We start from the raw sequence: 17,883 nt of genomic DNA, 5'->3' as shown, positions 1-17,883 counted from the left end.
TATTTAAATACTAAGCCAGTTTATGTAAGAGGAGAGAACAATAAAATATGAAATCTCTGAAAGCATTTCTTCTTAAAATAAAAAAAAGCAGTAAAGTAAAGTGGTTATATAAAATGCTTTTTACATTAGTTGGTTATTTGCCTGCAGACAAAAACCTTATTATATTTGAAAGCTTTTTAGGAAAGCAATACAGCTGTAATCCACGCGCTATATATGAATACTTAAAAGAAAACCATCCTCAATATAGGATGGTTTGGAGTGTGGACCCAAAATATATTGGTAATTTTCAGGGGAAAGAACTTGAGTATGTAAAAAGGTTTTCTGTTAGTTGGCTATTCGTAATGGCTAGAGCTAAGTATTGGGTTAGTAATAGCCGCCTTCCTTTATGGATCCCGAAACCAGCCCACACTACCTATCTGCAAACCTGGCATGGCACACCTTTAAAAAAACTTGCTGCAGATATTGAAGAAGTTCATATGCCGGGGACGACAACAGAACAATATAAAATGAATTTCTATAAAGAGTCTAGAAACTGGGACTACTTAATTTCTCCAAATAGATATTCTACTGAAATATTTAAAAGAGCTTTTCAGTTTGATAAAACAATTATTGAGTCAGGATATCCCAGAAACGACATCCTTATAAATGCTAATGGCGGACAGGAAATTGCTTCTCTTAAAAAAAAATATCATTTGCCTGCAGATAAGAAGATAATATTATATGCACCTACATGGAGAGATGATCAGTTTTACTCAAAGGGTCAATATAAATTTGATATCCAGCTTGATCTAAAACTTCTTCGAGAAAAAATCGGCGATGAATATATTGTAATACTGAGAATGCATTATTTAGTTGCTGAGAACTTTGATCTTTCGCCATATAAAGGGTTTGCATATGATTTTTCTAATCATGAAGACATCCGTGAATTGTATTTGATCTCAGACTTGCTAATTACAGATTATTCATCTGTCTTTTTCGATTATGGCAACCTGAAAAGGCCAATTATTTTCTATGTGTATGATATAGATCAATATAGGGATAAATTAAGAGGCTTTTATTATAATTTTGAAAGCAAAGCACCAGGACCTTTGGCGAAAACAACTGAAGAAGTCATTCAGCATATAAAAAACCAAGTGAATCATATAGCGGAAAACGTTGCCTTTAAAGAGTTCTATAAAGAATTCTGTTACTTAGAATCTGGGGAATCCGCAAGAAAAGTGGTTGAGAAGGTATTTTTAAACAAATAAAATAGAAATTTATAAAGGATTGTTTGTAGTTGTATTGTTTAGCCTTTATAATTTGATTATAAATATGAAAATAATTCACCTTGTTTATCGCCCGATAAGGAGATGTAATGATGTCTGAAATAAGTAAATGTCAATATTTTAGGCGCTTTAATATCAAAGATAAAAGGATATTAAAGTGTAATAATGGCTAGAGAGATTTACATTACAATATACTTATATTTCTTCAAAATGTTTTTTAAATTCTTTAACCTTTTTCCTCTTAAGGAAAAGATTGTGTTTGTAATAACATTTGGAGATAACAGCAGATATATATATGAGGAAATACGAAAAAGAAGCTTAAAAGAAGAGATTGTTGTTTTGTATAAAGGATCAAGCTATAAACATTTCCTGACAGCAAATCAGGTTCAGCTTATACCATTCGAATCAGCAAATATTGTTCATATGATCAGGTCAATATATCATTTAGCTACCAGCAGGTTCGTGTTGATCGATAATTATTTTGGCTTTCTATCAGCTACGGATTTTAAAGAAGAAGTAGAATGTATCCAACTTTGGCATGCTTCTGGTGCTATTAAGAAGTTTGGATTTGTCGATGAAGCCACAAAGTACCGCAGTAAAAGATCTCAAAAGCGCTTTTCTGATGTGTATAAAAAATTTAATAAGGTCATAGTTGGTTCCGATATCATGGCCAACTTCTTTAAGCAGGCATTTGATCTTAAAGATGAGAACATACTAAAGATAGGCATTCCGCGAACTGACTTTTTCTTTAACCGAAGAATGATGGAGGATGCTGTAAATAAGCTCTTAAAAGGTAATCCTGTCTTAAGTGATAAGAAAAAAATATTGTATGCTCCAACATATAGGGAAGAGGGGCTTGCACATTTTGATTTGAAATTGGATATACAAAAGATGTATGAGGAGTTAGGGGATGAGTATGTTATTTTGCTGAGGCTGCACCCCGCTGTCAAAAATTCAATAGACTTTCCTAGCCTGCACCCTGGGTTTTTATATGATTATTCATCAGAGGATTATGTAATAAACGAGCTGTTATTGATATCGGACTATTTAATTACGGATTATTCATCCATTCCTTATGAGTACTCACTCCTAAATAAACCGATGATATTTTTCGCTTATGACATGGAGCATTATAAAAAGAGCCGTGGTTTGTGGGAGCAGTATGAATCAACATTACCAGGTCCGATTGTTAAATCCACAACAGAAGTTGCAAAAGCAATAAAAGATAATGAATTTGATTTACAAGCAATAAACAAATATGCTGAAGTTTGGAATGAATATTCTAAAGGGTACTCCAGCAAAAACCTTGTTGATTATTTGTTTAAAAAAAGGGTTTAGTTACTAGATGGATAGTTGTTTAAAATTCCAAGCTTAATTAGCTTGGAATTTTTATTTAGATTCTTAATAATACTGAAACCTTTTTTGTCAGATTACGTCTTAATTTATGGGAATTAATGTTTAGGTAAATCAAATATGGGGATTTATTATATGTAATCTTTATATAATCGTAAAAAAAATGTTATGGATTATTAATAAATAAGTAGCTATAATGAATGAAGTTATTAATATAAAAATTTGTTTACCAGTTAGAAAGTTTGATAGATATCTCATCCGCTGTGTATTTTTTTGGAATTGTAAATTTTTTTTTATTGGATATGCTAATCATTAAGGAGGTCCTTATGGTTTACCTTACCTTGTTAATATGTTTTATTGCATCAATCATTATTACACCCGCAGTAAAAAAACTTGCAATAAAAATTGGAGCAGTTGATAAACCGAACCATCGAAAGGTTCACCAAAGGATTATGCCCCGATTGGGTGGGCTTGCCATATATTTAAGCTTTATTATTGGCTTGCTTGTATTAAGGCCAGAAGATGAGCTTGCTATTCCAATCATATTGGGAAGTTTGATTATCATAATTACTGGTGTGCTGGATGACATGATCGAGTTATCAGCAAAATTCAAGCTTGCAGGTCAATTAGCAGCCGCTTTAGTTGTTGTTCTAGGCGGAGCTCAAGTGGATTTTATTAATCTTCCGTTTTTTGGAAAGCTTGAATTTGGGATGTTCAGCATACCTCTTACCATTATTTGGATAGTGGGGATTACAAATGCGATTAACCTGATTGATGGACTCGATGGGTTGGCAGCCGGCGTTTCTTCCATTGCGCTCATAACCATTTCTGGTATGGCGATTTTAATGGGTGATACGTACGTTCTAAGTATCGGGTTGATTGTGTTAGGCAGTACATTAGGATTCTTAGTATACAACTTTCATCCAGCAAAGATATTTATGGGTGACACAGGTGCGCTGTTCCTGGGTTATATGATCTCTGTTTTGGCATTACTAGGATTTAAAAATGTAACAATGATTTCCCTTATCCTCCCTGTTATTATACTCGGAGTGCCAATTTCTGATACGTTCTTTGCGATTATTAGAAGGCTTGTTAATAAGCAGCCTTTATCAGCACCTGACAAATCGCATTTGCACCACTGTCTGTTAAGATTAGGCTTTTCACACAGACAAACAGTACTGCTTATTTATGCGATGGCAGCTATGTTTGGTTTGTCAGCTGTGATCATGTCGCAGGCAACAGTTTGGGGAGCCCTTATTTTCATTACGCTACTTCTGATTGTGATTGAATTGTTTGTAGAAAAGATTGGGCTTGTGAATAAAGATTATAAACCATTATTAAAGATGGTTAATCCGAAAAAAGCTGTAAAATAAGTAAAGACCTTTCCGATAATCGGAAAGGTCTTTTGTTGTTTAATTTTCTGAAACGGCATTACTCAAATTCCCAACCGATTCATCATCATTTTCTTCATTAGATTCAGTAATTATAGAATCCTCTAATTCCAAGTGTGAGGAGATTTTAGTTTTTATTTCTTCAAGACTGGTTTCATCTAATTGGTAATAATAAATCCCATCGATATAAGCGTCTGCTCCTGCGATTGTTAATGTTTCTACTTCAAGGTTTAAGCCAGATGTAGCGTAATCGATAAAAGCCTTCATATTGCTGAATGATAAATCGGTTGTCATGTTTTCGCCGATTGCTTCAAGAACATCCGAGTATTTAGTTACTCCTTTAGCGGAGGTTGCTTTTGATATTATCGCCTTAATAATTTCCTGCTGCCTTTTTCCTCTTTCGATGTCATTGTCCTGCTTTCGTGTTCTAGCGAGTGCAAGGGCTTCCTCACCATTAAGGGTTTGCAGTCCCGGCTGGAGGGTGATAGCACCTTGGTGATCGGAGGAATCCATTTCCTGAAGAGCATAAGGGACATTTACTTTAACACCATCTAAAGCATCGATTACTGCTGTGAATGCATTAAAGTTCATTTTGACATAATAATCAATAGGGATATCAAGCATTCCCTCTACTGTTTCAATGGTAGAAGCTACCCCGCCTATAGCATGGGCATGAGTGATTTTATCATTATAGCCTGCTTCAGGAATATAAACATAAGAATCCCTTGGGATGCTTAAAAGCTTCACTGATTTTTCTTTCTCATTAAACGTCGCCAGCATTAGTGCATCTGAACGTGAGCTGCTGTTGAAATTCCTGAGTTCACTATCATCTACTCCAATAAATAGTACTGAAGTATTTTCATCTATAGGATTTACAGGTTCCCTTTTTAGTTCACGTTCAACGGGGATATAGGACTTATCCATAACGGACTCCGCCTTATTAAACAAAAATGATCCATAAGCTGCAGCACTTAAAGATAGGACCATTATGGGCAGTATAATCCAAGTAAATACGATTCTCCTTTTTTTCTTTTTCTTTTCTATTTTATAAGAACTGCGATCGAAAGAAGACATTTTCAATTTCTCCCCTTATTATTAGTTTCTCTGTTAAGTTTCTTAGACAGCCTCATCATGTTCGAGGTACACTCTTGCCCCTTCGTATATTTCAGATTGACCGTTTGTCAGTTCGGTCATCCATTCAGCAAAGGTTTCAGTGTTACTGTCTTCAACATATGTTTCGATCTCAACCATATCAAGGTAATGGATTTCTTTTAGCGTATAAGCTGTTGAAGAACGAAGTTCATTTTCGAGCTTGCCCAGCCACGTATAATCAACTTTCGTATGAATGACCCTCATCAGGGTTCTTTCCACAATTCCGGCTGCCAAAATGCCTTCGGATGTCGCATTACCATATGCCCTGATTAATCCGCCTGCTCCTAATTTTATTCCGCCGAAATACCTGGTTATGACAACCACAGTATCTTTCAGCTTTTTTTTCTTTAACACTTCCAGGATAGGCACGCCAGCCGTACCGCTTGGTTCACCATCATCATTTGCTTTTTGGATCTGGTCGTTTTCACCAATTAAGTAGGCAGAACAATTATGGGTGGCATTGGAATGTTTCTTCTTAATCTTCTGAATAAATTCCAGGGCCTCATCTGTGGTTTCTGCTCTGGCGACATGAGCAATAAACCTGGATCTTTCTATTTCGATTTCATTTTCTCCGTATCCCTTAACTGTATAATAAGAGGGCAGCACAGAACCGCTCCTTTCTTAACTCTTTGTACAAAAAAAATCAGCTAAATTCATTATAATTCGACAAGTTTCCCAACATCAATTTTTTAACAGAATGTAATAAAATTTTAATATAGAACATTTTTTCCCATGTTATAATGAAAACAATTCTGATGTTTATGCTGCTATAATAAAAAATGTGCCGATTTTAATCTTTAAGTGGTATAAATATACATATTAGTTTGCCTGGTAGTCATGTTTACCCTGCTTTTATATAGGATATAAGACACAGGGTGAAATCACAAGTCTAAGCCTTTTTACCGAATTTTAGGTAACCTGGTATAATTTTCAGGATGGAACGATAGTATCTTAGCTCATTTAGCGCTAAAATAAAGGTACATAGCGGAAGGGCTGCGCCCTTGGAGGAGTGTAAATGAGTATTAAGAAATTCGATTCCAAGACTCTGGATCTTATTCTTGAAAAAATGGTTCAAACAGTAGGCACCAGTAAAGATGAAATTTTCCGTATAGGTGAACAATGCCGTAAAGACCATAAGACTTTAACCGAAGAACTTATGGAAGTTAAACAAATGGTCCTTAAGGTAATTGAAGAAGGGGATAAGCTGGAGGTGCAAACCCGGTTTGCAAGAAAGCGCCTTTCTGAAGTAAGCATGCATTTTAAGGATTATTCAGAGTCTGAAGTGCGTGAAGCATATGAGAAGGCCCATCAGCTTCAAATGGATTTATCCATGAACCGCCAGCTAGAAAAGCAGCTGAGGGATCGCCGTGATGATATTGAAAGAAGGCTTATAGGTGTTAACGACACGATTGATAGAGCTGAAGTCCTCATTTCACAAATTACGGTCGTGATGAATTATCTGACAAGTGACTTGAAACAAATGGGAGAAATCATTGAAGACGCGAAGCTCAAACAGGATTTTGGTCTGAAGATCATCGAAGCACAGGAAGAAGAGCGGAAAAGGGTGTCCCGAGAGATTCATGACGGACCGGCTCAGATGATGGCGAATGTCATGATGAGATCCGATTTAATTGAACGGGTATACAAAGAGCGCGGTGCGGATGAAGCCATTACTGAAATTAAAGACCTGAAAAAAATGGTCCGCAATGCTTTATATGAAGTCCGCAGGATTATTTATGACTTGCGTCCAATGGCTCTTGATGATTTGGGGTTAATACCTACCCTCAAAAAATACTTAACAACCATCGAAGAGTATCACAGGAGTACCAGGATATATTTCGCGAATGTTGGCGAAGAAAAGCGATTGCCGCCACAATATGAAGTCGCATTGTTCCGTTTGATTCAGGAGTCTGTGACAAATGCTCTAAAGCATGCGCAAGCGAAAGAAATCCATGTGAAAATAGAAATAAACTGCACCAGGGTAGCAGTAGTCGTCAAAGACGATGGGAAAGGCTTCAATATTCGCGAGAAGCGTCCGGGATCTTTTGGGATTATGGGAATGGGCGAAAGGCTTGAACTTTTGGATGGCCAGATGTCCATAGATTCTAAACCCGGCAAAGGAACCATTGTCATTATCCAGGTGCCATTGAAATAAGAAACACCTTAAGAATAGAGATAGAAAACTAACTGGAGATTTGGGAGGCGAAGCATTTGAATACAAAGATCGTCATAATTGATGACCATCAATTATTCAGAGAAGGGGTAAAACGCATTTTAGATTTCGAAAAGAGCTTTAATGTAGTGGCAGAAGGTGATGATGGCAGTGAAGCCATGGCTCTTGTGGAAGAGTATGATCCAGATGTGATCATCATGGACATCAATATGCCGAACACAAACGGTGTGGAAGCAACCCGCCAGCTGATTAATAAATATCCAGAATCCAAGGTAATCATTCTTTCCATCCATGATGATGAGAATTATGTAACGCACGCACTTAAGACAGGTGCAAGCGGATACCTTTTAAAAGAAATGGATGCAGATGCATTAGTCGAGGCTGTAAAGGTTGTTGCTGATGGAGGATCTTACTTACATCCGAAGGTGACACACAACCTGGTAAATGAGTACCGAAGACTTGCAGCAGAAGGTACAGGGACCACATCTTATTCACAGGTGGAAATCCGCCGTCCTCTGCACTTGCTGACACGCCGTGAATGCGAAGTGCTTCAGCTCCTTGCTGATGGCAAAAGCAACCGCGGAATTGGGGAAGCTTTATACATAAGTGAAAAAACCGTAAAGAACCATGTGAGCAATATCCTGCAAAAAATGAATGTAAATGACCGTACTCAGGCAGTCGTTGTAGCGATCAAAAATGGCTGGGTAGAGGTGCGGTAATTATTGAGAGAAAAAGACCTTTTCTATAAGGTCTTTTTTTTTGCCTGTTCTCAATCAGCTTTTTAAACTTCCTTCAAAAACTAATAGACCATTTATGTATCTTTTGGAAGCAAGATGGAAAATTTCCTCAGTGAATAACAGGGCTACAAATGAAGAAAGAATAATTGTGATTACCTGCCCCATATGGTTTTAATTGTTATCAAAGAAAATTCACCTACTATATTTATGATAACGGAAAGACAATTCGAATAAAAGGTATTTATACACTATTTTTGAAATAATAACCAAAAAACACACAAAAGCAATCACTTTGCGTGTTCATTTTATCAGAGCGGCTGCCGCTGTTTGAAAAATAGGTTTTGTATCGGAAGATCGTTTTTTGGCTTGATTCACTATATAAATAAGCTTTTCTATTTCTTTCGGCGGCAAACTGTCTATCAGCCAGGAAGCAAGTTCGGGTCCGCTGATAGAATGGTCAATATTTGGAACTTTAATGTGTTTATATTTACCCAATTCATTATTAAGCATTTGATGAAGAGTATCTAAGCTGTATTTATTTAATGTGGGGTTATTTGTGGAAGAAGTGCTCTTAATCAATGTGTTACAGCTCCTTTACAAAATAAAGACACAAAAAGCATTTTATCATATGCTTGGGAAAGATTTGAAGGTAAAAAAATACCAGGTCTTAAAAGTAGGTATAATGGCGCACTGGTTTATTTATCTCCCCACTCTATAACTTAATGCAATTTCCCCCGCTATCATATAAAATGGAACTTGAACATACAGTAGAGAAAAAAGATAAGGATGGTAACTCTATTTATGAAAACGGCTGTTGTAACGGATAGTACAGCATACATTCCTAAGGATATAAGAGAAAAGTTAAATATACATATGATACCGCTGAGTGTTATTTTTGGCAGTGAGACCTACCAGGAAGAAGTAGAAATTACGGCTGCAGACTTTTATGAAGAAGTGAGGCATAAAGATCTTCCGACCACTTCACAGCCGCCGGTGGGCGAGTTTGCCGAGCTGTTTGAGAAATTATCAAAAGAGTATGATGCGGTGATTTCGATTCATTTGTCGAGCGGCATTAGCGGGACGTTCCAGGGGGCAGTTACTGCTGGGAGCATGGTGGAGGATATTCAGGTTTTCCCGTTTGACTCCGAAATCAGCTGTATGGTGCAGGGGTTTTATGTGATTGAAGCTGCAGAGCTTGCCGCTGCAGGTAAGGGTCCACAGGAGATCGTTGAGCGCCTTGAGGAGATGAAGAAGAGCATTCGGGCTTATTTCATGGTGGATGATTTATCGCATCTTCAGCGCGGGGGACGTTTATCCAGTGCGCAGGCATTGATCGGCAGCCTCCTGCAGGTGAAGCCGCTGCTCCATTTTGAGGATAAGAAAATTGTTCCGTTTGAAAAGATTCGCACACGCAAAAAAGCGATGAAGCGGATGGTTGATCTTTTCTGGGAAGATGTGAAAAGCGGGGAGCCGTACCAGGCGGTTATTATTCATGCCAATCGTGAAGAAGAAGCGCGCGAGTGGAAGGCTGAGCTTGAAGCGGAATATCCGAATGTTGAGTTTATGATCAGCTACTTTGGCCCGGTCATTGGAACCCATTTGGGTGAGGGTGCGATGGGGTTTGGCTGGGTGAAGAAGTAAGGTTGTGTTTGGGTGCGCCATTCTTGGGATGGCGCAGATTTTTGAGAGGAGTGATGTGGATTTGCAAATAGATTTAGGATTCCTGCAAGTAGAAAGCTTGAATATGCAAATGGCGAACCTAAATCTGCAAATAGATCCGAAAACTTGCAAATAGAACCGAAAAACTTACAAATAGAGATCCAAACTATTTAATCCAGAGGTGAACTAATTGAGATTTACCCCTAATATGACCCCATATCTAAACGGTTTTCCTCCAGAAAGCCTTCAGATATCCTCCATTGACACCATTCCAGAGCCTCCACTCAACGAAAACTACCCATTTAACAAAGAACTCCAGCAAGTCCTCTACGGAAAACAAATTTTACTCGAAAATCTCCTGAATCCACTCAATGAAATCCATCAGCACTTTGAAAATGGCTATATTTCTTACCGAAAAGGAATAACTAAGACCAAAGTCAAGACAGTTTGTGCCAGGTGCGGCAATAAAGAGCGTTCACTGTTCGCAAGTTTTCCCTGTGCCAGATGCGGTGAAAAAGAATGTACTTACTGCCGGAAATGCATCATGATGGGGCGTGTTAGTGAGTGCACCCCTCTCTTCAGTTGGTGCGGTCCTGAGCCTGTTCATGAACGGAAGGAGCATCCCTTAGTATGGGCAGGCACCCTATCACCCGGACAGCAGGTTGCCTCCGACCAGGTAAAGCAGGCTGTGATTGAAAATAAGGAACTCCTCGTATGGGCTGTCTGCGGAGCAGGAAAAACAGAAGTTCTATTTGAAGGAATCAATGCAGCACTCGCCTTTGGTAAAAGAGTGTGCATTGCCACCCCGAGAACAGACGTTGTACTGGAGCTTGGTCCGCGGCTTAAAGCAGTCTTCCCTGGTATTCAGGTAGCTGTCCTCTACGGCGGCAGTGAGGACCGCCATACCCAAGCTCCTTTAACTATCGCAACCACGCATCAGCTCCTCCGCTTTTACAAAGCATTTGACACCGTAATCCTTGATGAAGTGGATGCCTTTCCTTATACGGCAGACGAAAGCCTTCAGTATGCTGTCCGCCAGTCCCGTAAAGAAACCTCCTCTATGATCTATTTAACTGCAACCCCCAGTCAAAATTGGCAAAATGAATGCCACAGCGGAAAAAGGAACTTTGTCACTATCCCGGCTAGATATCATCGTCATCCATTGCCTGTACCGTCTTTCAAGTGGTGCGGAAATTGGGAGAATTCACTAAAAAAAGACAAACTCCCGTCAGCAGTTAGCCAATGGATCAAAAAGAGGCTCGATAACCAGAAGCAGTGCCTGCTCTTCTTTCCGAAAATCGATAAAATGGAAAAAGTCCTCACCATCCTTCGTAAAACCTATCCTAAAATCCAAGCTGTCCACGCGGAAGACCCCGATCGAAAAGACAAAGTCCAAATGATGCGCAATAAAGAGATCCCAATGCTTTTAACAACGACCATCCTGGAAAGAGGGGTTACCTTCCCTAATATTGATGTTGCAGTACTCGGAGCAGAAGACCGCATCTTCACGGAAAGCGCCCTTGTCCAAATTGCCGGCCGGGTCGGCAGAAGCGCTCAATTTCCAAGCGGTGATATTACCTTTTTCCACTACGGCAAAACCGGAAGCATGGTCAAGGCTCAAAAACAAATCATCAAAATGAACACTGAGGCCAAAAAGAAAGGACTGATCGACTATTAATTGCTTAATTTGTCATGGAGAAATCATGTCAGCAGTTAGCTGGACAACTCTCTGGTCGCGGCCAAAAGAGAATCATTTATGCCAGACCTGCATCGATAAACTTCCATTTATCAAAGGCGATACTTGCAGTAAATGCAGCCGGCCTTTCAGCATCCAAGATCCTCAATTTAGAAAAGCCGATCTATGTACAGATTGTCTAAGGTGGAATCAGAATCCAGGGTGGTCAGGGATGTTTGAGAAAAATATTTCTATCTTTATGTACGATGACTTCATGAAAGAAACAATAGCCCGATATAAATTCCGGGGTGATTATATTTTTGCGAAGGCTTTCTCTCCTTTTATAAGGGAAAAGCTGAAAACCGTAGAATTCGACTATCTCGTTCCAATACCTCTCAGTCCTCAAAGGCTTTATGAACGAGGCTTTAATCAGTCTGCTGCACTTATCTATGAGGCAGGCTTTACCGTGATGGAACTGCTGCAGCGAATACACTCAGAAAAGCAATCCAAGAAATCGCGGTTTGACCGAATTCATCTTAATCAGGTCTTCGAGCCGCTAAATCTCAATATCGAAAATAGGAAGATTATCCTGATTGACGATATTTATACAACCGGCTCGACTCTATATCATGCAGCGAAAGTTCTGAAAGAAGGGGGTGCTGCATCAGTATCATCGGTTACATTGGCAAGAGGTTAGCGTTTTGTCAAATTTTACAAAGCTATATTTTTGAAATAGATAGTTATTAGGAAAATAATCCTATGTTAAAATATTCTAATCCAGGGCAAATTTTACGAAAGTAAAAGACGCAAAGCTGCGGGCCTAAAGCAGGTTTCTGCCATGGCAGCCGGGCTGCACAGAAGAAGAACTATTTTCGTTTGCCTTTTTTATTGGAAAGGATGTTTTGAAGTGGACGAAATAATCTCACAGGATGGTGAAAACACCACTAAAGATATGGCTGAATATAGCAGTCAGCAAATGGAATTTACTAAAATAAGAAACAATCTGAACCAGGCTCAGAAGATCGCAAACATTGGAAGCCTGGAGTACGATATTGAAAATGATAAAGGGTTTTGGTCTGATCAGCTGTTTCGGATTTTTGGCCTAAAACCTCAAAATGGCTTTTTTCCAGACTTCAGAATGTATTTAAGTTATCTTCATCCAGACGACCGTCCGGCTTTTGAAGATCAGTTTCAAAAGCTGCTAAACGAAAAGAATAGTGTGGATTTGATATGCCGGATAATCAGGCAGGATGGAGAGGAACGGTATATTCATCATCGTGCGGACTATTTTTCTGAAGAAAGCGGATCACCGAAAATCATTGCAACGATTCAGGATATAACTGAAAAAAGGCGCATGGAAGAAAAGCTCTATGAAAATGAGCGAAAAATAGGACAAATCTATGAAAATCTTGATGTGGGCATTTATTCCGCCGATTTAATAGAAAGAAAGGTAATTCATTTCTCCAGGGGGGTAGAAGGCATTTTCGGGTACACAGCAAGCGAGCTAATTGACAATTTCGATTTATGGGACGAAGTGATCCATCCCGATGACCTGCAAAGTCTGGAAGCCAACCGGGTAAATCTGATACATGGGAAGAGCATTCGCTGCCAATATCGCATTTACCATAAATCTGGTGAGCTTAGATGGGTGAATGATCATAGTATCCCCTATTTAGATGAAAGAGGCGAGCTAATCCGGGTTGATGGCTTTGTAACAGACATTACAGAACAAAAATGGCTTGAAAAGAGAATGAGGCGTATGGCATTTTATGATCATTTGACCGATCTGCCGAACCGCCGGTACTTTGATCAGAAGCTCCAGAGCCTTATTGAAGACGATGAACAACAGAATTTCGTTGTCTTGTTTTTTGATCTGGAACGGTTAAAGCAGATTAATGATACCTTTGGACACTCTTCAGGAGATGAACTTCTTAGGCTTGTTTCACATAGAATTAAGGAGAAGCTAAATTCAGTCTATTTTTCAGCAAGAATTTCCGGTGATCAATTCGCAGTTATTATGGAATATATCCAGGAAAAGGAGGATCCTGCGCAATTAGCAGATTCCATTAATGAAATTTTCTCTGAACCATTCCACATCGACAGCTTTGAGCTTAATATTACCCCATCTATAGGCATTAGTTTATATCCGGATAATGGGAGCACAGCTGATGAATTGATCAGAAATGCGGAATCTTCCCTGTACCATGCCAAGCAGAAAGGGAATAATAGATTCCAGGTTTACCATCCTTCCATGGATATTGAATCTTATAAGCTTTTTACACTTGAACAGGATATGAGAAAAGCCATTCAAAATGATGAGTTTTTTCTTGAATACCAGCCAAGAGTGGATACGAAGACCGGCAAAATAGTAAGTGCCGAAGCTTTATTAAGGTGGAATCATCCGGAATGGGGCAGAGTTTCGCCGCTGGAATTTATACCAGTGGCAGAGGAAACGGGTTTAATCATAAATATAGGTGAATACGTGATAAGGAAAGTATGCAGCCAGATTTACTCCTGGAAGGAACGAGGTTTATCGATTGTTCCGATATCTGTAAACATCTCTCCGCTGAGCTTCTTGAAAAGTTGTCTTGTTTCCACGATAAAAAAGGCGTTAGATGAGAATCACCTTGATGCATCATTCATTGAAATCGAATTGACGGAATCTTCCCTAATCAGCTATTCCGAAAATGTGATTGCAGTGCTTAAAGAGTTGGGAGAAATGGGCGTGAAAATTGCGCTGGATGACTTTGGAACCGGGTATTCCTCCATCACACAGCTGAAGAATTATAAATTTGATGTTTTAAAGATTGATAAAACGTTTATCCAGGCAATGGATAAAAACGCGGAAGATGCAATCATTACAGCCAATCTGATTCAGCTTGCCCATGGGCTGAATATGAAGGTGGTAGCAGAAGGTGTAGAGACCTTTGAACAGTTCTATTCTTTAAGGAAGAATGATTGCGACCAAATACAGGGGTATCTTTTCAGTAAGCCAATTCCGCCTCCGGCCTTTGAGCAGAAACTGTTAATTGGCACCCTGAAGCCGCAAAATATCAAGGAAGACAATGTATTTAAAGGTTTGCGCAAGTATGTTCGAGTCGAATTTCCCTATCCGCTGGAGGCAGAAATGACCATCTTAGAGCTTAACAGCAAACCTGTCAAAATGGGCAGCGCGAAAATCCTGATTGAAGATATGAGTGCAGGCGGAGTAAAATTTGTTTCAAAGATGAAGCTCCCTGTGAGGAAGGATATCATTCTATTAATTGAAACCAAGCTTTTAGGAGAGGTTCTCTCCTTTACCGGAACGATTGTCCGGAAAGATGAAATATCAGATGCTCTGACTAATTATGGATTTCAATTTATTATCGAAGAGGGACCGAGAGCTGAACTAGCAGGGATGCTTGATACTCTGCAGGTACAGCTAGAGCAAAGCCCCTCCGTTCCTGAATCCCGATTCATAGAAACAGCCAGCAGCCATCTGTACTTCGAATAATATTTTTCTATAATTATCCTATTCTTCGAGCTATAATAATTTCATCACAAACTGAGAGAGGAAGAATCATATGGCTGAGTTATCAAACTGCCCGAAATGTGATGCCATTTTTGTCCAAAATCAATTCCGCAATGTCTGTCAGGACTGCTGGAAGGAAGAAGAAAAGGCTTACGAGACGGTTTACCAGTTTATCCGGAAGAGGGAAAATCGGACTGCCAAGATGATGGAGGTTGTGGGAGCGACCGGTGTTGAAGAAGAGCTCATCATAAAGTTCATAAAAACCGGCCGCTTGAAGCTGGCTCAATTTCCAAACCTGGGTTATCCTTGTGACAAATGCGGGACAAGCATCCGGGAAGGTAAGCTGTGCGGCAGCTGTGCAGGGGATTTGAAGAAAGATCTCCAGCAGTTTACCTCTGAAGAAGAACGAAGAAAAGAAGCAGCTCAAAGAGAAAAACACGGCACCTATTTTGCCGTCAATGAAAAAATCAATAGGCGATTCTAAGCTATGTGACTCATTCACATAGCTTTTTCTATGGGCTTATAGATGTATTTTTTGCCAAAGTTAAATTAACATTTAAAGAAACTGAACTTATAGCCGATAATAGACTTAGGGTAATTCGACCGGAAAGAAAGTGAGGGGTACACATGAAAATCAATAACTTTGGTCCTTCAGGCGTGAACCCATACAAACGCCAAATGAACAAGCTTGAAAATGCAGGAAAAACAGCCAGGACGGCATCAGATAAAATCGAAATCAGCTCTACCGCTAAGGAAATGCAGCAGGTATCACAGCTGAGCGAAAACCGCAAAGCCAAGGTAGAAGAGCTTAAAATCCAGGTAGAGAACGGTACCTATAAAATCAATCCAAAAGAAGTCGCGAAAAGCATCGCCAATTTTTATACGAAAAAGTAATGAGGAGGGAATGGCATGTCAGCCGAAGCACTTACTGCAGCGATGGAAAAACTGCTAAAGCTTCATAAAAGCCTTTATGAACTCGCAGTTAAAAAGACAGACATTATTAAGACCGGCGACATGGACGCCCTAAATCAGATGCTGAAGGATGAGCAGACTCATATTGCCGCTATCGGCCGATTGGATAAAGAGCGGGAAAAGGCAGCGAAGGCGATAGCACCTATGCTTGAGAGTCCTACAGTTTCCGATTGCTTAAATATCCTCACGCAGCATGATCGCTTCAAGCTTGAGGTCATCACGAAGGAGCTTGCTGAGCTGGTATATGAACTGAAAGAGCAGAACTTCCTAAACCAGCAGCTTGTTCATCATTCGCTTCAGTTTGTAAATGTATCTATGAATCTTTTAAGGCCGCAGCCTGAAACAATGAACTACGGCCCGCCTGCCAAAAAGACTTCAGAAAAAATAAATTCAGGAATTTTCAACTCGAAAGTTTAGCAGAACGGAGGAACAAACATGCGTTCAACTTTCATGGGACTCGAAACAGCCCGCCGCGGCATGTTCACCCAACAAAGTGCTTTATATACAACCGGACATAATATTTCAAATGCGAATACGCCAGGATATACCAGGCAGCGGATTAACTTTTCACAGACTGAGCCATATCCTGGTGCTGGGCTTAACCGTCCGCAAATTCCAGGGCAGATGGGGACAGGGGTAGAAGCAGGATCGGTCCAGCGTATTCGTGAAGGATTCCTGGATATGCAATATCGTACTGAAAGCACAAAAATGGGCTATTATGGTGCGATGAGTGAATCCCTGACTAAAATGGAAGAAATCATGAATGAGCCATCTGAGAATGGTCTGCACAGCACCCTTGAAAAGTTCTGGAATGCTATTCAGGATTTATCAAGCCATACAGAGAATACGGGTGCAAGGGATGTAGTTGCCGCAACCGGTCAAATGGTCGCTGATACACTGAACTATTATTATAATTCCCTGACAAGAGTCCAGGAAGATATCGGAAGCCAGATTAACGTTAAGGCGGATGAAATTAATGCCATTGTTGCTCAAATCAATACGCTGAATAAGCAGATTGCATCGGTAGAACCGCATGGCTATCTGCCGAATGATCTATATGACCAGCGGGATGTGCTGGTGGATAATCTATCAAAGCTGGTTAATATAAAGGTATCTAAGGTTATTCCGAATGATTACGGTAATGCCCAGAAAATAGCGGATGGGCTTTATAATATTGAAATTGTCCAGCAGGATGGAAAGTCATTCGAGCCTCCGATTCAATTGGTTCCTGTAACTAAGGAGGCAGGAATTAAGGATGTAAACAAGCTTGAGGTTGAAAAAAGCAGTGATGGCTTTATTTCCAGCTTAAAGATAGGATCAGAAACTATTAATGACTTCAGTAAATTATCCGGAGAGCTTGCAGGATTAGTTAAGAGCTTTGGTTATGAATCTGGTGGCGAAGCTAAAGGGGTTTACCCTGAAATGCTGGATAAACTGAATAAAATGACAGAGGCTTTTGCGAAAGAGTTTAATAAGATTCATCGTGAAGGTTTTTCGCTCGGGGCTGATGATCCATCTGGTTTGGACTTTTTTGAATATACTGCAGGAAATGCGGCTCAATCGATTAAAGTTAAGCAGGAAATATTGGATGATTCCTCAAAAATTGCGGCAGGTTCAGCTAGCGGTGCTTCAGGCGATAACGGAAATGCTCAGCTGCTCGCTGATTTAAGAAAGAAAAGCTTCAGCAGCTATGAATCACTAAGTCCTGAAGAAAGGGCTAATTTAAATGGCAGCCTTGATTCGTATTATTCCGGACTTATCGGCCGGCTGGGCGTCGATTCACAAAGTGCCCAAAAAGATCTAAGGAACTCTGCCATTTTGGCTGCCTCTGTTGAGCAGAACAGGCAATCTGTCAGTGCCGTGTCATTAGACGAAGAAATGACCAATATGATTAAATTCCAACATGCATACAACGCTTCAGCAAGAAATATTACTGTGGTTGATGAAATGCTCGATAAGATCATCAACGGCATGGGCGTTGTAGGCAGATAAAGG

The 17,883-nt window shown here is 39.7% G+C and carries 15 protein-coding genes, 2 pseudogenes and 1 riboswitch; of the genes and pseudogenes, 14 read left to right on the top strand and 3 right to left on the bottom strand.

Annotation, left to right across the window (positions count from 1 at the left end):
* Positions 1–59: 59 nt before the first annotated feature.
* The 3 genes and pseudogenes from DFO72_RS20945 to DFO72_RS20935 all read left to right on the top strand — a co-directional run.
* Positions 60–1,247 (top strand): annotated as a pseudogene (locus DFO72_RS20945) (CDP-glycerol glycerophosphotransferase family protein); the annotation flags it as partial.
* A 183-nt stretch (positions 1,248–1,430) separates the two neighbouring features.
* A complete protein-coding gene (locus DFO72_RS20940) occupies positions 1,431–2,603 on the top strand; it encodes a CDP-glycerol glycerophosphotransferase family protein (protein WP_113883831.1) in 1,173 nt (390 codons plus the stop codon).
* A 341-nt stretch (positions 2,604–2,944) separates the two neighbouring features.
* Positions 2,945–3,991, top strand: coding sequence for a glycosyltransferase family 4 protein (locus DFO72_RS20935; RefSeq protein WP_113883830.1), 1,047 nt, complete (start codon positions 2,945–2,947; stop codon positions 3,989–3,991).
* A gap of 39 nt (positions 3,992–4,030) precedes the next feature.
* On the opposite strand, the gene DFO72_RS20930 is transcribed toward DFO72_RS20935, so the two are convergent.
* Both DFO72_RS20930 and DFO72_RS20925 read right to left on the bottom strand, forming a co-directional pair.
* Complete coding sequence (locus DFO72_RS20930; protein WP_113883829.1) at positions 4,031–5,083, bottom strand: LCP family protein; 1,053 nt, start codon at positions 5,081–5,083, stop codon at positions 4,031–4,033.
* Positions 5,084–5,125: 42 nt separating this feature from the next.
* Positions 5,126–5,767 carry a YigZ family protein gene (locus tag DFO72_RS20925; RefSeq protein WP_113883828.1) on the bottom strand — a complete coding sequence of 214 codons (642 nt, stop codon included), beginning with the start codon at positions 5,765–5,767 and terminating at the stop codon, positions 5,126–5,128.
* Between the two features lie 409 nt (positions 5,768–6,176).
* Between DFO72_RS20925 and DFO72_RS20920 the strand changes: the two genes are divergently transcribed.
* A complete protein-coding gene (locus DFO72_RS20920; protein ID WP_113883827.1) occupies positions 6,177–7,316 on the top strand; it encodes a sensor histidine kinase in 1,140 nt (379 codons plus the stop codon).
* 56 nt (positions 7,317–7,372) lie between these two features.
* Entirely contained in the window at positions 7,373–8,053 is a 681-nt protein-coding gene (locus DFO72_RS20915; RefSeq protein WP_113883826.1) for a response regulator, read from the top strand.
* Positions 8,054–8,371: 318 nt separating this feature from the next.
* Here DFO72_RS20915 and DFO72_RS20910 read toward each other — a convergent pair whose 3' ends face one another.
* Complete coding sequence (locus DFO72_RS20910; protein WP_113883825.1) at positions 8,372–8,650, bottom strand: hypothetical protein; 279 nt, start codon at positions 8,648–8,650, stop codon at positions 8,372–8,374.
* Positions 8,651–8,872: 222 nt separating this feature from the next.
* Between DFO72_RS20910 and DFO72_RS20905 the strand changes: the two genes are divergently transcribed.
* From DFO72_RS20905 to flgK, 9 genes and pseudogenes are all read left to right on the top strand, one after another.
* Positions 8,873–9,712, top strand: coding sequence for a DegV family protein (locus DFO72_RS20905; RefSeq protein WP_113883824.1), 840 nt, complete (start codon positions 8,873–8,875; stop codon positions 9,710–9,712).
* Between the two features lie 226 nt (positions 9,713–9,938).
* On the top strand, positions 9,939–11,408 hold the full coding sequence (locus DFO72_RS20900; RefSeq protein ID WP_113883862.1) for a DEAD/DEAH box helicase: 1,470 nt from the start codon (positions 9,939–9,941) through the stop codon (positions 11,406–11,408).
* A 25-nt stretch (positions 11,409–11,433) separates the two neighbouring features.
* Positions 11,434–11,547, top strand: a pseudogene (locus tag DFO72_RS30045) (ComF family protein); the annotation flags it as partial.
* 90 nt (positions 11,548–11,637) lie between these two features.
* Complete coding sequence (locus DFO72_RS20895; protein ID WP_243856227.1) at positions 11,638–12,102, top strand: ComF family protein; 465 nt, start codon at positions 11,638–11,640, stop codon at positions 12,100–12,102.
* A 74-nt stretch (positions 12,103–12,176) separates the two neighbouring features.
* A riboswitch (cyclic di-GMP riboswitch) is annotated at positions 12,177–12,263 on the top strand.
* A gap of 49 nt (positions 12,264–12,312) precedes the next feature.
* Positions 12,313–14,898, top strand: coding sequence for an EAL domain-containing protein (locus DFO72_RS20890; protein ID WP_113883822.1), 2,586 nt, complete (start codon positions 12,313–12,315; stop codon positions 14,896–14,898).
* A gap of 70 nt (positions 14,899–14,968) precedes the next feature.
* Positions 14,969–15,400, top strand: a complete 432-nt coding sequence (locus tag DFO72_RS20885; RefSeq protein WP_113883821.1) for a TIGR03826 family flagellar region protein — start codon at positions 14,969–14,971, stop codon at positions 15,398–15,400.
* A 143-nt stretch (positions 15,401–15,543) separates the two neighbouring features.
* Positions 15,544–15,810 (top strand): flagellar biosynthesis anti-sigma factor FlgM, encoded by a 267-nt coding sequence (gene flgM, locus DFO72_RS20880; protein WP_009331973.1) that lies wholly within the window; start codon positions 15,544–15,546, stop codon positions 15,808–15,810.
* A gap of 15 nt (positions 15,811–15,825) precedes the next feature.
* A complete protein-coding gene (locus tag DFO72_RS20875; RefSeq protein WP_113883820.1) occupies positions 15,826–16,305 on the top strand; it encodes a flagellar protein FlgN in 480 nt (159 codons plus the stop codon).
* An 18-nt stretch (positions 16,306–16,323) separates the two neighbouring features.
* A complete protein-coding gene (gene flgK / locus DFO72_RS20870; protein WP_113883819.1) occupies positions 16,324–17,880 on the top strand; it encodes a flagellar hook-associated protein FlgK in 1,557 nt (518 codons plus the stop codon).
* Positions 17,881–17,883 lie beyond the last annotated feature (3 nt).

Source organism: Cytobacillus oceanisediminis (assembly GCF_004366035.1).
GTDB lineage: Bacteria > Bacillota > Bacilli > Bacillales > Cytobacillaceae > Cytobacillus > Cytobacillus oceanisediminis_C.
The sequence above is the reverse complement of the archived record's forward strand: the minus strand, read 5'-3'. Positions and strand labels throughout refer to the sequence as shown.

Coding starts and splice junctions, on each gene's coding strand:
- DFO72_RS20940 (WP_113883831.1), top strand. CDS start 1,431: ATGGCTAGAGAGATTTACATTACAATATACTTATATTTCTTCAAAATG.
- DFO72_RS20935 (WP_113883830.1), top strand. CDS start 2,945: ATGGTTTACCTTACCTTGTTAATATGTTTTATTGCATCAATCATTATT.
- DFO72_RS20930 (WP_113883829.1), bottom strand. CDS start 5,083: ATGTCTTCTTTCGATCGCAGTTCTTATAAAATAGAAAAGAAAAAGAAA.
- DFO72_RS20920 (WP_113883827.1), top strand. CDS start 6,177: ATGAGTATTAAGAAATTCGATTCCAAGACTCTGGATCTTATTCTTGAA.
- DFO72_RS20905 (WP_113883824.1), top strand. CDS start 8,873: ATGAAAACGGCTGTTGTAACGGATAGTACAGCATACATTCCTAAGGAT.
- DFO72_RS20900 (WP_113883862.1), top strand. CDS start 9,939: ATGACCCCATATCTAAACGGTTTTCCTCCAGAAAGCCTTCAGATATCC.
- DFO72_RS20895 (WP_243856227.1), top strand. CDS start 11,638: ATGTTTGAGAAAAATATTTCTATCTTTATGTACGATGACTTCATGAAA.
- DFO72_RS20885 (WP_113883821.1), top strand. CDS start 14,969: ATGGCTGAGTTATCAAACTGCCCGAAATGTGATGCCATTTTTGTCCAA.
- flgM (WP_009331973.1), top strand. CDS start 15,544: ATGAAAATCAATAACTTTGGTCCTTCAGGCGTGAACCCATACAAACGC.
- DFO72_RS20875 (WP_113883820.1), top strand. CDS start 15,826: ATGTCAGCCGAAGCACTTACTGCAGCGATGGAAAAACTGCTAAAGCTT.
- flgK (WP_113883819.1), top strand. CDS start 16,324: ATGCGTTCAACTTTCATGGGACTCGAAACAGCCCGCCGCGGCATGTTC.